The following is a 13,896-nucleotide window of genomic DNA, read 5'->3' on the forward strand; positions in this document are numbered from 1 at the left end:
GGGAGACATAATGCGACCCGTGACAACGGCAGCTCCCACCATCAGCCAGCGGGTGCACTCGCTGAACCGGCCGAACATGGTCAGTGTCGGCACGATCGTGTGGCTCTCCAGCGAGCTCATGTTCTTCGCCGGGCTGTTCGCGATGTTCTTCACGGTCAAGGCGCAGAACGACACCGGGATCTGGCCGCCGATCAACCCGGCGACCGACGAGCCCATCCACCTCAACATCCCGTACGCGCTGCCCTTCACCATCATCCTGGTGGCGTCGTCGTTCACCTGCCAGCTCGGCGTGTTCGCCGCCGAGCGCGGTGACGTCTACGGGTTGCGCCGCTGGTACGTCATCACCCTGATCATGGGTGCGATCTTCGTCGGCGGTCAGGTCGGCGAGTACGTGAACCTGATCCACGAGGGCGTGACCATCCCGTCCGGGTCGTGGGGCACCGTGTTCTTCTTGGCGACCGGCTTCCACGGTCTGCACGTGGTGGGTGGTCTGGTCGCCTTCGTCTTCTTGCTCATCCGCACCAAGCTGAGCAAGTTCACCCCCGCGCAGGCGACCTCGGCGATCGTCGTGTCCTACTACTGGCACTTCGTCGACATCGTGTGGATCGGCCTGTTCGCGGTCATCTACATCATCCCGTGACCGCGCCCAGCGGCCTGAACTGACAGCAAGGGTTGCCGAAGAATGACCACCAGCAAGAATTCCTCCAGGCGCCGCTTCGGTGCCCGCACCAAGCTGCGCCGCCGCCTCGCGGGCGCGCTGGCGCTCGGTGTGGCGCTGGTCGGCGCCGGACTGGGCTACGCGCTCCTGGTGCCGCAGCCGCAGACCGCGCAGGCGCAGGACGAGCCCGCGCAGCTGCGCCTGGGCCAGCAGGTCTACAACAACAGCTGCATCAGCTGCCACGGGTCGAACCTGCAGGGCGTGGAGGACCGCGGGCCGAGCCTGATCGGCGTCGGCGACGCGGCCGTGTACTTCCAGACCTCGTCCGGCCGGATGCCCGCCGTGCGCCAGGAGGCCCAGGCCGAGCGGAAGCCGCCGAAGCTGACCCCGGAGGAGATCGACGCCGTCGGCGCCTACGTCCAGGCCAACGGCGGCGGCCCGGAGCGGCCCGCCGAGTCCGGTGAGGCGCTGCGCGGGGACAACCCGGCGCGCGGTGGCGAGCTGTTCCGCCTCAACTGCGCGTCGTGCCACAACTTCACCGGCCAGGGCGGCGCCCTCTCGGCCGGGAAGTTCGCGCCGGAGCTGGGACCGGCCAGCGAGGAGCAGATCTACACCGCGATGCTCACTGGTCCGCAGAACATGCCGAAATTCTCCGACCGGCAGCTCACGCCGGAGGAGAAGGAGGACATCGTCGCCTACGTCAAGTCCGTGTCCGACGGGAACAACAACCCGGGCGGTCTGGGCCTGGGCGGGCTCGGCCCGGCCTCCGAGGCGCTCGTCGCGTGGATCGTCGGCATCGGCGCGATCGTCGGCGTGACTTTGTGGATTGGATCGAGGGCATGAGCAGCGCAGACACCCCGGGGCGCGAAACCGCGCAGCCGTCCGAGGCCGAACTGGCCGAGATGGACCGTGACCAGCTGGTCCAGCTGGGCACCAAGCTCGACGGCGTCGAGATCGTCGACTACCCGGAACCGTGGCCCGTCAAGGGCACCCGCGCCGAGAAGCGCGCCGAGCGCGTCATCGCGCTGTGGTTCACCATCGCCGCGCTGGCCGGACTGGGCTTCCTGGTCACCATCTGCTGGCCGGAGTGGTGGGAGTACAGGGCTCCGGACACCGGTGAGTACGAGAAGTACGCGCTCTACACCCCGGTGCTGGGCTTCACGCTCGGCCTGTCGATCCTCGCGCTGGGCATCGGCGTGCTGCTCTACACCAAGCGGTTCATCCCGAGTGAGCTCGCGGTGCAGGAGCGGCACGACGGCGACGGCAAGGGCTCGGCCGAGATCGACCGCAAGACGATCGTCGCGCAGCTCGCCGACGCGGGCAACCGCAGCACGATCGCCCGCCGCTCGCTGGTCAAGCGCACCGCGGGCCTCGGCGCCGGTGTGATGGGGCTGGGCCTGGTCGCACTCCCGGTCGCCTCGTTCATCAAGAACCCGTGGGCGGACCCGGACTCGAAGGACAACCTGGCCCACACCCCGTGGAAGCCGGAGCACCCCGGTGAGGTCGTCTACCTGCGCCGCTACACCGGCAAGTCGGACGAGGTCGTCCTGCTCCGCCCGGAGGACCTGGACGCGGGCGGCATGGAGACGGTCTACCCGTTCCGCGAGACCGACCGCGAGGACCACGAGGCGCTGGCCGGGATCTTCATGCGGGCGGACAGCCCGGTCATGCTGATCCGCCTGCGGCCGGAGGACGCCCAGCGGGTGGTCAAGCGCGAGGGCCAGGAAGACTTCAACTTCGGCGACTACTACGCCTACACGAAGATCTGCAGCCACGTCGGCTGCCCGACCTCGCTGTACGAGCAGCGGACCAACCGGATCCTCTGCCCGTGCCACCAGTCGCAGTTCGACGCCCTGCACTACGCGAAGCCCATCTTCGGCCCGGCGACGCGGGCACTTGCACAGTTGCCCATCACGGTCAACGATGAGGGATACTTCGTGGCGCGGGGCGACTTCATCGAGCCCGTCGGCCCCGCTTACTGGGAGCGCAAGTCATGAGTTCACTGACCACGCCGACGAGGGGTTCCAACCTCCTGGAACGGCAGGCCGCCGAGGCCGCGAACAACGCCGACCAGCGGTACCGCCTGGCCAAGGGCCTGCGGCACCAGATGAACAAGGTCTTCCCGACCCACTGGTCGTTCCTGCTCGGTGAGATCGCGCTCTACAGCTTCATCGTCGTGCTCATCACGGGTGTCTACCTGACCCTGTTCTTCGATCCGTCGATGACCGAGGTCGTCTACAACGGGCCGTTCAAGAACCTGCAGGGCGTCGAGATGTCCCGCGCGTTCCAGACGACCCTGGAGATCTCGTTCGAGGTCCGCGGTGGTCTCTTCGTCCGCCAGCTGCACCACTGGGCCGCGCTGGTGTTCGTCGCGGCGATGATGGTGCACATGTTCCGGATCTTCTTCACCGGAGCGTTCCGCCGCCCGCGCGAGGCCAACTGGATCGTCGGCGCGCTGCTGCTGATCCTGGGCATGTTCGAGGGCTTCTTCGGCTACTCGCTGCCGGACGACCTGCTCTCCGGCACCGGTATCCGCGCCACCCTGTCGGGGATCGTGCTCTCGGTGCCGGTCATGGGCACCTGGCTGCACTGGGCGCTGTTCGGCGGGGAGTTCCCCGGCGACGAGATCGTGCCGCGCATGTACACGCTGCACATCCTGCTGCTGCCGGGCATCATGCTGGCGCTGGTCGGTGTGCACCTGGCGCTGGTCTGGTACCAGAAGCACACCCAGTTCCCGGGTGTGCGGCGCAAGGAGACCAACGTCGTCGGCGTCCGGATCGTGCCGGTGTTCGCCGCGAAGGCCGGGGCGTTCTTCGTCATCGTCACCGGTGTCCTGGCGATCATGGCGGGTGTCTTCCAGATCAACCCGATCTGGAACCTGGGGCCGTACAACCCGGGGCAGGTGTCCGCGGGTTCGCAGCCGGACTGGTACCTGGCGTGGGCGGACGGTCTGCTGCGGATCTTCCCCGCGTGGGAGCTCTACCTGGGCAACTACACGGTCCCGGCGGTGTTCTTCGCCGGTGCGGTCTGGATGCCGGTGCTGTTCGCCCTGCTCATCGGGTACCCGTTCCTCGAACGGAAGCTGTCCGGCGACACCGCTCACCACAACCTGCTCCAGCGCCCGCGTGACGCGCCGGTCCGTACCTCGATCGGCATGATGGCGCTGTCGTTCTTCATGATCATCGAGCTGTCCGGGTTCAACGACATCATCGCGGACAAGTTCATGATCTCGCTGAACGCGACGACGTGGGCGGGCCGGATCGGGATCCTGGTGGTGCCGCCGCTGGCGTACTTCATCACCTACCGGATCTGCCTCGGCCTCCAGCGGGCCGACCGTGAGGTGCTGGAGCACGGCATCGAGACGGGCATCATCAAGCGCCTGCCGCACGGTGAGTTCATCGAGATCCACCAGCCGCTGGGCGGGGTGGACAGCCACGGCCACGCCGTTCCGCTGGAGTACCAGGGTTCGGCGGTGCCGAAGAAGATGAACAAGCTCGGCGCGGCCGGACGCGCGGTGCCGGGCACGATGCTGGCGCCGGACCCGGCCGAGGAGACCGCGGCGCTCGACCGCGCCCGCGGCGATGGCCACCACGGCAACGGGCACGGCAACGGCGAGGTCCCGTCCAAGGGCGAGGTGCCTGCGGGCTGGACGACGCCCGACCAGTAGTCACACGATCACGGCGAAGGGCCCCGGCGCGATTCCGGGGCCCTTCGCCGTGCGTGGGTCAGTCGGCGTCCTCGACACCGATCGCGAACGCCGATTCGGTGTCGGCGGTCGAATAGGACCGGAACGCGATGTGCGTGTCGGTGTCGATCACCCCGGTGACCTTGCCGATCTTCGCCGGGATGAGGTCGGCGAGTTCCTCGTGGGCGTGCACGCGCACGATCGCAATCAGATCGACGTCGCCGGCGCACGAGTACACCTCCGCCACACCGTCGATGTCGGCGATCGCCTGCGCTGTCTCCGGGATGCTGTCCGCCACGGCGTGAACCAGCACGATCGCGGTGATCACTCGCGTCCTCCTCGCGTGAATGGGTAGCGCGGCGATCGTAGCTCCCCGCGCGATCAGACGGCCTGTTCGAGCGAAACCGCGGTGGTGACCTGCTCCAGCCACCCGCGCCACGGCCCCGCGCCGCGGGCGGGCTCGGACCACGGCACCGCCGTCCGGACCAGCCGGACGCCGGGCCGCGTGAGCCAGCGCAGCAGGATCGAGGTCTCCTCAGCGGGCGCCCCGTACAGCGGGCCAGGCCCCGGCTCGACGGTTTCGGCCGCGGCCACCAGCTGCTCGACCACCGGCATCGGTGGCACTCCGCGCCGCGCCACGCCAGCCGAGGCGAGCCGGCCGTGCCGGATCACCGCGAACTCCCAGCCCCGGTCGCCGTCCGGGGAGGCCGCGACCATCTCGGGGATCGCGGCGAGCGCGGACAGCCGGTGCGCGCGGTCGACCGCGCGCACGAGGACAGCCAGCTCGTCCCGCCGCCGGGCCGCCTGTTCGAAGTGCTCGGCACCGGACAGCTCGTCGAGCTGGCGTCGCGCCGAGTCCAGCGGACCGGTGCCCCGCCCCGAGACCAGGTCGACGATCGCGTCCACGCTCGGGAAGTACTCTTCGACGCTCTGCCGTCCCGCGCACGGCGCCCCGCAGCGGCCCAGCTCCGCCAGCGCGCACGGTCTGCCGGATGGCGCGTGCGCGGAGATCCGTTGCGTGCAGGTGCGCAGGCCGGTGGCGCTCGCCAGGGCGTCCGCGGCGATCTTGGCCGTCATCTGCGACGAGAACGGACCGAGCGCGCCGTCCTTGGGCAGCCGCACCACCGACAGGCGCGGGAACGCCTCGTCGGTCAGCACGATCCACCACGACTTGCGCGGGTTCTTCGAACGCCGGTTGTACGACGGTCGGTGCGCCGCCAGCAGCCGCAGCTCACGGATCTGGGCCTCCAGCGCGTGGCTGCACTCGATGCCGTCCACCCGGTCGGCGAGCGCGACCATCTCCCGGATGCGGCCGCGGCTCTCGGAACCGGTGAAGTACTGCCGCACCCGGCGGCGCAGGTTGCGGGCCGTGCCGACGTAGAGCACCTCGTCGCCGGGGCCGCGGAACAGGTACACGCCCGGCCGCTCCGGCAGGTCGGCCGCCATCCCGCGTTTGCGCCGTTGCGCCGGCGTCACCTCGGGCAGGTAGTCGAGCAGCTCCTCCAGCGACTGCACGCCCACGTTGCCGACGCGCTCCAGCAGTGCGTGCAGCACGTGGACGGTGGCGCGGGCGTCCTCCAGCGCGCGGTGGTTCGGCGTGACCGGCGACCCGAACAGGGCGGCCAGCGCGGACAGCCGGAAGCTCGGGCTGTCCTGCCGCGTCAGCACCCGGCGCGCGAGCCGCACCGTGCACACGACGGCCGGTTTCGGCCAGGGATAGCCGTGGTGCAGGCACGCCGCGCGCAGGAACGACGTGTCGAACGGCGCGTTGTGGGCGACCAGCACGGCGCCTGCCGCGAACTCGAGGAAAGCGGGCAGCACCCGGTCGATGCGGGGCGCGTCGTGCAGCATCGTCGTGGTGATGCCGGTGAGGGCGACGATCTGCGGTGGGATCGGCGCGCCGGGGTCGACGAGGGTGGCGAACTCACCCAGCACCTCACCGCCGCGCACCTTGACCGCCCCGATCTCGGTGATCCCGTCCTGGCCCGGCTTGGTGCCGGTGGTCTCCAGGTCGAACACCACGAACGTGGCCTCCCGTAGCGGCGTGCCGAGCTCGTCGAAGGTCAGTTGCGCGCGGTCCGCCAGTTGCATGATCGGCACCTTAGGGAGGGGGACCGACAATCCCGGGCGGCGCGACCGGTGATCGTTACCGAAGCGGACTACCCTGGATGGATGTTCCCCTCAGTGCACGCCGAAGAGCCCGAAGACCCCGGTCTCCGGGCCGCCTCGGCGGGCACGGGCGCGGAAGCGGACGGGAAGTCCGTGACCTGGCGCGAACTGCCCGAGCCGGTGCGCGCGCGGCTCGCCGAGCTGGCGGCGGAGGCACTGGGGAAGATCCCGCGCATCGACATCCCGCAGCAGTTGCGGCCCGTGGCGAAGTTCGCGCCGGCGAAACGGGCCAAGCTCGGCGGTGCGGCGTTGCTCACGACACTGGAGGACTCCACCGCGTTCCGCACCGCCGTCCTGGAGTGGGTGCGCGAGTACCGGCCCGACGCGCTCGACCCCAACGTCCCGGACCCGGTCGCCGCGGCGGTGGCGGCGGTCCTGCTGGGGGAGTCGAGTGCCGCCACCCGGGTGCGGCTGGTGGTCAAGAACGCGGCGGAGACGGCGCTGCGGGCCGAGCGGGACGCGGCGGTGGCGCGCAGCCAGCGTCTGGAGGCCGAGCTGGCCCGCGTGCGCGACGAGCTGGCCGAGGCGCTGGCGGCGGTCGAGGGGGCGCGGCAGGAACGCGAGGACGAGCTGACCAAGCTCCGCAACCGGCTCCGCGAGCAGGGCACGCAGCTGCGGACGGCCAAGGACATGGCTGAGCAGGCGCGTGAACGGCTCGCGGGCGCCGACGTGAAGCGTGCCGAGGAGGTCGCCGCCGTGACCGCTCAGCTGGAGCGTGAGCGCCAGCGAGCCGCGGCCGAGCGGACCAGGGCCGAGCGCGCGACGGCGGACGCGGAGATCGCGCGCCAGTCCGCGAAGGAGGCACGCGAGGCGGACGAGGTCCGGCTTTCGCTGCTCGTGGACACCCTGCAGGGTGCGGTCTCGGGCCTGCGACGGGAACTGTCGCTGGACACCAGCTCCCGGCGGCCCGCGGACTCCGTGCACGGCGCCACGCCGGGCACCGGCGCGGGACGGCAGGTGCGGGACCCGGCGGTGCTGGACAGGTTGCTCGCGCTGCCCAGCGTCCACCTGATCGTCGACGGCTACAACGTCACCAAGACCGGCTACCCGGAGCTGACGCTGGCGGATCAGCGCAACCGGCTGGTCCAGCAGCTCGGCGCGCTCGCGGCGCGGACGGGCGCGGAGGTCACGGTCGTGTTCGACGGGGCGGAGGTGTTGTCGGTGCCGACGGTGAGCGCGCGTGGCGTGCGCGTGCTGTTCTCCGACCCCGGGGTGATCGCGGACGACGTCATCCGGTCGCTGGTCGGTGCCGAGCCCGAGGGACGGCCGCTGGTGGTCGCCTCGACCGACCGCGGGGTGGCGGATTCGGTGCGCCGGTCCGGGGCGCATCCGGTGGCCTCGGCGGTGTTGCTGGCCCGTCTGGGACGGGTCTGAAGAACTTTTTTCTGGCACGTTTTCGCTGGTCAGCGGGTTTTTACTGCGTCATTGGTCCATTCGTTCGATACACGATCCCGAAATTGTCGGTGGTCACTCGTACCGTGCATCCCAGCAAGATCGGACGGACTGCGAGGAGCCGGAAAATGCACGACAACACCGTGATCATCGACTGCAACCGCTGCGCGCTGCGTGGCCGGGCGTGCGGGGAGTGCGTGCTGAGCGCCGTGGTCGACCCGCCGCCGGTGGTCGAACTCGACGATCAGGAACTCGCCGCGGTCGAGTTGCTCGCCGACGCCGGGCTGGTGCCGCCGGTGCGGCTGGCGACCCGGGGGCGGCGGCCGCACGTCCGCCTGCCCGAGCGGCGGGCGGGCTGACGCGGGTCTTCACCCGGGAGGTACGGCGGGTGGTGGCCGGAGTGGCCGGGAGTCCCGCGCGGAAAGGGCGACACGCCGAACGCGACAAGCGGTCGCTTTCGTCGACAAACGGTCAGTAGTCATGACCCTGCTGGTTGTTGCGCTGGTCACACTCGTGAGGGAACTGCTGGTCCGAACGGGGTCGGAGGTGGTTACGGAAAGTTTTTACCCGGTGCCTGGTGGACGCGGAGGCGGTGGTTTCGTAACCTGGCCGAGATCTCGCGCCCGGCAGCCGTCGCACCCGTGGCGGCGACGCGAGATTGCCGCCGGAACCAGCTTGTCGGGGAGCTGTGCCGGACCCGCGTACGCACCCAGATGCATTACCCCCTGCCTCTGGACGTGCCGGGTCACCGCCGTAGGCCGGCTCGGGTGTTTGTGTCCACCCGTGCCCGGTTCCGCGTGGAGGGTCCCCCGACCTCCCGCGCTGCGGCAGGCAGGCGGCATGAGTGCAAAGGAGACACGCGCGGCGTGCAGTCGCAACCCATCAAGCGCGTGGTCGCAGGAGCCCTGGCCGCCGCCGCGGTACTCGCGGTCGGAGGTCTCCCCACGGCTCCGGCCGGCGCGGTCCCCATCCCCGCCCCCCAGCAGCCCACCACCTCCGCGGACGCCCTGGCGCAGTACCGGCAGCTCGCCGCTCAGGCCGAGCAGCTGAACCAGGAGGCCATGCAGGCGCAGGCCGACCTCGACGCCAAGCAGGCCGATCTCGACCGGGCCAACAACGACCTGGCGGTCGCCACCACGGCCGGTCAGCAGGCGCTGACCGCCAAGGACCAGTACCAGGGTGTCGTCGACCAGTTCGCGGACGCCTCGTTCGTCGGCGGCATGCAGTTCAACAAGCTGTCCGCGTTGCTGAACGGCACCTCGGCGCAGGACTTCCTGGAGCGCTCCTCCGCTCTGGAGGTGCTCGCCGACGAGAAGAACAAGGCGCTGTCGGAGTACAACAACGCGATCCAGGCCGCCGCCTCCGCTCAGACGGCGGCCGCCGACGCGCAGGCGCGGTCGCAGGCCGCCACCGACGCGGCGGCGAAACTGCTGAACGACCTGCACGCGCGGCAGGACGCTCTGAACACCCAGCTCGACCAGCTGAACGAGGTCCGTCAGCGGCTGTCCGCGTCCGAGCGGGCGTCGCAGAAGGACACCGGTGGCTCGGCGCCGAACGTGCCCGCCCCGACGGCGGCCGCCCAGAAGGCGATCGACGTCGCGCTGAGCAAGCTCGGCAGCGCGTACGGGTGGGGCGACACGGGCCCCAGCACGTTCGACTGCTCGGGCCTGACGCTGTACGCGTACAAGGCCGCGGGGATCACGTTGCCCCGCACCAGCCAGTCGCAGGCGTCGGCAGGCGTCGCGGTCTCGCGGTCCCAGCTGCAGCCCGGTGACCTGGTGTTCTTCGGTTCGCCGATCCACCACGTCGGGCTCTACCTCGGCGACGGCAAGATGGTCCACGCCCCCGAGACCGGGGACGTCGTGAAGATCTCGCCGCTGCAGAACAACTACGTGTCCGCACGGCGCGTGGCTGTCAGCTGATCTCACACAGCACCCTCGTCAGGGGCGGTACCGGTTCGCCGGTGCCGCCCCTGCCGCTTTCCCGGCCAGAATCGCCGGGAGCGGCCAACTCGCCGCCGGGAGCGGCCAACACGGCGCCGGGAGTGGCCAACTCGCCGCCGGGAGCGGCCAACTCGCCGCCGAGAGCGGCCAACACGGCCGCTCGGCGTGTTGGCCGTTGGGGGCGGTGTGTTGGCTGTTGGGGGCGCCGTGTTGGCCCGTGGTGGTGCGGCGTTGGGTGGGCCGAGGCTGGGGCCTCAGCCGCGCCGGGGGTCCAGTAGTCTCCAGCGCGTGCTTCGGACGCTGCTGGTCACCAACGACTTCCCGCCGCGGCCCGGGGGAATCCAGAACTACCTGAACTCCTTCGCGCGCCTGCTGCCGTCGGACCAGCTCGTCGTCTACGCGCCGTCCTGGGAGAAGCCGTCCGGATCGCATCCGGAGTTCGACGCCGCCGCGCCGTTCGAGGTGGTGCGCCACCCGACGTCGCTCATGCTGCCCACCCCGGACGTGCTGGGCCGCGCGAAGGACATCATGCGCGCCCACGACTGCCAGGCCGTATGGTTCGGCGCCGCCGCGCCGCTGGCGCTGCTCGCGCAGCCGCTGCGGGCCGCCGGGGCGGAATGGGTCGTCGCGAGCACCCACGGTCACGAGGTGGGCTGGTCGATGCTGCCGGTGGCGCGTCAGGCGCTGCGTCGCATCGGGGACACCACCGACGTGATCACCTACGTCAGCAAGTACACCCGCGGCCGGTTCGCCTCCGCGTTCGGCCCGTCCGCCGGGCTGGAGCTGCTGCCGCCCGGCGTCGACCCGGACGTGTTCAAGCCCGATGACGCGGCGCGCGACGAGATCCGCGCCCGGCACGGGCTCGGGGACCGCCCGACCGTCGTGTGCGTGTCCCGTCTGGTGCCGCGCAAGGGCCAGGACATGCTCATCCACGCCCTGCCCGAGCTGCGCCGCCGCGTCCCCGACGTCGCGCTGCTGCTGGTCGGCGGTGGCCCGTACCGGAAGTCGCTCGAAAAGCTCGCCGACGAACTGGGCGTGGCGGCCGACGTCGTCTTCACCGGCTCGGTGCCGTGGCCGGAACTGCCGGCGCACTACGCGGCGGGCGACGTCTTCGCGATGCCCGCGCGCACCCGCGGCAAGGGCCTCGACGTGGAGGGGCTCGGGATCGTCTACCTGGAGGCGTCGGCCACCGGGCTGCCGGTCGTCGCGGGCAACTCGGGCGGGGCGCCGGAGACGGTGCTGGACGAGGTGACCGGCCACGTCGTCGACGGCCGCGACGTGCACCAGCTCGCGGAAACGCTCGTTCCGCTGCTCACCGACCCGGCGCGGGCGCGCAAGATGGGCGCCGCCGGCCGGGAGTGGGCGACCGGGCACTGGCGCTGGGACCTGCTGGGCGCCCGTCTGCGCACGTTCCTCGGCGGCGAACCCGTCACGGCTTCCTGACCCGTTCGAGCACGGCGGGGTGGCGCGGATCGTCGGCGCGCACCACGACGTCGGCGAAGTCCGCGGGCCGCACCTCCTCCTCGTACCGCTCGAACGCCTCCAGCGCCCAGTGCTCGTCCTCCGGCAGGCGCCGCCGCAGCGCGCCCGGTGACAGCTGCAGGTGCACGGTCAGCTCGAACGGCAGACCACGCCCGAGCAACATCTCGCCGTCGGCGATCAGCACTCCCGGCGCGGGCAGCTCGACCCGCTCGCTGCGCGTGGCCCGGTCCCGCTCCGCGTCCCACAGCGCGGGCAGAACCTTGCCGCTCCCGTTGTGTCCCAGCGGGTCCAGCACCTCACGGCGCAGCGCGCCTTCGTCGAGCCAGGACCAGTAGCGGGAGTCCGGGTTCTCACGGCCGTACTCGAACCGCAGCGACGCCGGGCGCAGGAAATCCACAGTGGACACCCGTTGGACCGCGCGGCCACCCACGCGCAACGGGCCGACCAGGGCGTCGGCAGGCCCGGCGGTGTCCACCGGCCCGTCGACGGCGACGCGCACCCACGGCTGGGGCATCGCGAGCACCCGTTCGGTCAGCTCGGCCGCGAGGCGTTCGAAGGTGATGGGCCGGTAACGCACGATTCCCATCCTGCCCGACCGGGCACCAATCGCGTTCGTGATCCGTTGACGAGGTGTCAGAGGACGCCGTCACTGGGAGGACCACGAATGCGCGTGGTGGACGAACCCATCAGCCTCGACGAGGACATCATGCAGGACCCGCACGCCCTCTACCGCAAGCTGCGGGAGGACGGGCCGGTGCGTCCGGCGATCATGCCGCACGGCCAGCGCGTGTGGCTGGTCTCGGGCTACACCGAGGCCAAGGCGCTGCTCGCCGACCCACGGCTGAGCAAGGACGCCAACCGGATCCAGGAGCTGTTCCAGGCCCGCATCACGGCGATCGGCGGCGACGCCGGACCGGACCCGTCGGGAGCTTTGTTGCGCTACCACATGCTCAACAGCGACCCGCCGGACCACACGCGGTTGCGGAAGCTGGTCAACAAGGCGTTCACCGCGCGCACCGTGGCCCGGATGCGCTCGCGCATCGAGGAGATCACCGACGAGCTGCTGGACGCCCTGTCCGGGCAGGGCAGGGCCGACCTGCTGGACGCGTTCGCCTATCCGCTGCCGATCACGGTGATCTGCGAGCTGCTCGGCATCCCCGAGTCCGAGCGCGGCGAGTTCCGCGAGTGGTCGAACACGCTGCTCAACTCGGGGCCGCAGGAGGACTTCCACGGCGCGGCCCGCTCGATGGCGAAGTACCTCACGGACCTGGTCGAGGCCAAGCGAGCCGCGCCGACGCAGGACCTGCTGTCCGATCTGGTGCACGTCTCGGATGAGGGCGACCAGCTCTCGCACGAGGAGCTCGTCGCGATGGCGTTCCTGCTGCTGGTGGCCGGTCACGAGACGACGGTGAACCTGATCGGCAACAGCGTGCTGGCGCTGCTGCGGCATCCGGACCAGCTCGCCGCGCTGCGCGCGGACCCGTCGCTGCTTCCCGGCGCGGTCGAGGAGTTCCTGCGGTTCGAGGGGCCGATCAACATCGCGACCCTGCGGTTCACCGCCGAACCGGTGGCGATCGGGGAGGTGGAGATCCCGGCGAACGAGTTCGTGATGGTGTCGCTGGTCGGCGCCAACCGGGACGGCGACCGTTTCGACGACCCGGACCGCCTCGACGTGACCCGTCCGGCGGGCGGGCATCTGGCCTTCGGGCACGGCATCCACTACTGCGTGGGCGCGCCGCTGGCCCGGCTGGAAGCCGAGGTGGCCCTGGGCCGCCTGCTGGACCGCTTCCCGGTGATCGAGCTGGACGGCGATCCGGATGAGTTGCGCTGGCGCGAGAGCACGCTGGTGCACGGTCTGAACACGCTGCCGGTGGTCCTCGGCTGAGGCGAAGTGGGTAGTTGCACTATCCGCCAGGAGGTGTGCCCACCGAAAGGAACGCCGGATGCGGATGGCGGAGCTGAGCCGGGAGTCGGGTGTTCCGGTCGCGACGATCAAGTACTACCAGCGCGAAGGACTGCTTCCGCCCGGCGAGCTGACCAGCCCGAACCAGGCGCGTTACAGCGCGGTGCATGTGCGGCGGCCGAAGCTGGTGCGGGCGCTGCTGGAGATCGGCGACCCAGGCACCTCGACGCACGACATCCTCGGCCTGGCCCAGCACGGTCTGCCGATGGTCACGCAGGAGGTGACCGAGGAGGACCGCGCGTGGGCGCTGGGCCGGATCGAGGAGGTCGCCCGTAAGCGGGGCTGGGAGGTGCACCCGGGTTCGCGGGTGGTGGAGTCGCTGGTCGGCGTGCTGTGCGCGCTGCGCCGGGTCGGGCACGAGTGGGTGCTCGACGCGCTGGACTCCTATGCCGAGTCCGCGGACGCCGTCGCCGAGGCGGATGTGACGGCGGTGGCGAAGCTGGGCGCCACGGAGGTGGTGGCCGAGGGCGCCGTGGTGGGCACGGTGCTGGGTGACGCGTTGCAGGCGGCGCTCCGGCGGCTGGCGCACGCGCAGGCGTCGCAGCGGGTGTTCACGGTGTAGCGCAGGCCACCTCCACCGCCGCCGGGGTCGGCCTACCGTGAG

General features: G+C 70.9%; 13 protein-coding genes. 10 read left to right on the plus strand and 3 right to left on the minus strand.

The features are described 5' to 3' along the window. Positions 1–10: 10 nt before the first annotated feature. From ctaE to qcrB, 4 genes are read left to right on the plus strand one after another with little or no spacing between them, the layout of a single operon-like run. On the plus strand, positions 11–640 hold the full coding sequence (ctaE, locus tag HNR02_RS18085) for an aa3-type cytochrome oxidase subunit III (RefSeq protein ID WP_179774321.1): 630 nt from the start codon (positions 11–13) through the stop codon (positions 638–640). A 42-nt stretch (positions 641–682) separates the two neighbouring features. After that, a complete protein-coding gene (gene qcrC, locus HNR02_RS18090) occupies positions 683–1,501 on the plus strand; it encodes a cytochrome bc1 complex diheme cytochrome c subunit (protein WP_179774322.1) in 819 nt (272 codons plus the stop codon). Then, the gene (qcrA, locus tag HNR02_RS18095; RefSeq protein WP_179774323.1) at positions 1,498–2,655 is read left to right on the plus strand and encodes a cytochrome bc1 complex Rieske iron-sulfur subunit; all 1,158 of its coding nucleotides are present in this window, start codon (positions 1,498–1,500) and stop codon (positions 2,653–2,655) included. Before qcrC ends, qcrA begins: the two co-directional genes overlap by 4 nt. Continuing rightward, a complete protein-coding gene (gene qcrB / locus HNR02_RS18100; protein ID WP_179774324.1) occupies positions 2,652–4,325 on the plus strand; it encodes a cytochrome bc1 complex cytochrome b subunit in 1,674 nt (557 codons plus the stop codon). The genes qcrA and qcrB overlap by 4 nt, the downstream gene beginning before the upstream one ends. Positions 4,326–4,383: 58 nt before the next feature. Here the strand turns inward: qcrB and HNR02_RS18105 are convergent, their stop codons facing one another. Continuing rightward, complete coding sequence (locus tag HNR02_RS18105) at positions 4,384–4,671, minus strand: Lrp/AsnC family transcriptional regulator (RefSeq protein WP_179774325.1); 288 nt, start codon at positions 4,669–4,671, stop codon at positions 4,384–4,386. A 53-nt stretch (positions 4,672–4,724) separates the two neighbouring features. Beyond that, positions 4,725–6,434, minus strand: a complete 1,710-nt coding sequence (locus HNR02_RS18110) for a DEDD exonuclease domain-containing protein (RefSeq protein WP_179774326.1) — start codon at positions 6,432–6,434, stop codon at positions 4,725–4,727. 81 nt (positions 6,435–6,515) lie between these two features. On the opposite strand from HNR02_RS18110, the gene HNR02_RS18115 reads away from it, so the two are divergent. From HNR02_RS18115 to HNR02_RS18130, 4 genes are all read left to right on the plus strand, one after another. Next, on the plus strand, positions 6,516–7,886 hold the full coding sequence (locus HNR02_RS18115; protein WP_179774327.1) for an NYN domain-containing protein: 1,371 nt from the start codon (positions 6,516–6,518) through the stop codon (positions 7,884–7,886). A 146-nt stretch (positions 7,887–8,032) separates the two neighbouring features. After that, entirely contained in the window at positions 8,033–8,263 is a 231-nt protein-coding gene (locus HNR02_RS18120; RefSeq protein ID WP_179774328.1) for a hypothetical protein, read from the plus strand. 507 nt (positions 8,264–8,770) lie between these two features. Further along, positions 8,771–9,826: a C40 family peptidase gene (locus tag HNR02_RS18125; protein WP_179774329.1), complete on the plus strand. Its 1,056-nt coding sequence runs from the start codon at positions 8,771–8,773 to the stop codon at positions 9,824–9,826. 309 nt (positions 9,827–10,135) lie between these two features. Then, on the plus strand, positions 10,136–11,290 hold the full coding sequence (locus HNR02_RS18130) for a glycosyltransferase family 4 protein (protein WP_179774330.1): 1,155 nt from the start codon (positions 10,136–10,138) through the stop codon (positions 11,288–11,290). Here HNR02_RS18130 and HNR02_RS18135 read toward each other — a convergent pair. Then, entirely contained in the window at positions 11,277–11,906 is a 630-nt protein-coding gene (locus tag HNR02_RS18135) for a nucleoside/nucleotide kinase family protein (RefSeq protein WP_179774331.1), read from the minus strand. The genes HNR02_RS18130 and HNR02_RS18135 overlap by 14 nt on opposite strands. Positions 11,907–11,993: 87 nt before the next feature. Between HNR02_RS18135 and HNR02_RS18140 the strand changes: the two genes are divergently transcribed. Together HNR02_RS18140 and HNR02_RS18145 are read left to right on the plus strand one after the other, a co-directional pair. Then, positions 11,994–13,214 carry a cytochrome P450 family protein gene (locus HNR02_RS18140; protein ID WP_179774332.1) on the plus strand — a complete coding sequence of 407 codons (1,221 nt, stop codon included), beginning with the start codon at positions 11,994–11,996 and terminating at the stop codon, positions 13,212–13,214. Positions 13,215–13,272: 58 nt separating this feature from the next. After that, a complete protein-coding gene (locus HNR02_RS18145; protein WP_179774333.1) occupies positions 13,273–13,854 on the plus strand; it encodes a MerR family transcriptional regulator in 582 nt (193 codons plus the stop codon). Positions 13,855–13,896: the final 42 nt, after the last annotated feature.

Origin of the sequence: Amycolatopsis endophytica (genome assembly GCF_013410405.1) — a bacterium.
Taxonomy (GTDB): domain Bacteria; phylum Actinomycetota; class Actinomycetes; order Mycobacteriales; family Pseudonocardiaceae; genus Amycolatopsis_E; species Amycolatopsis_E endophytica.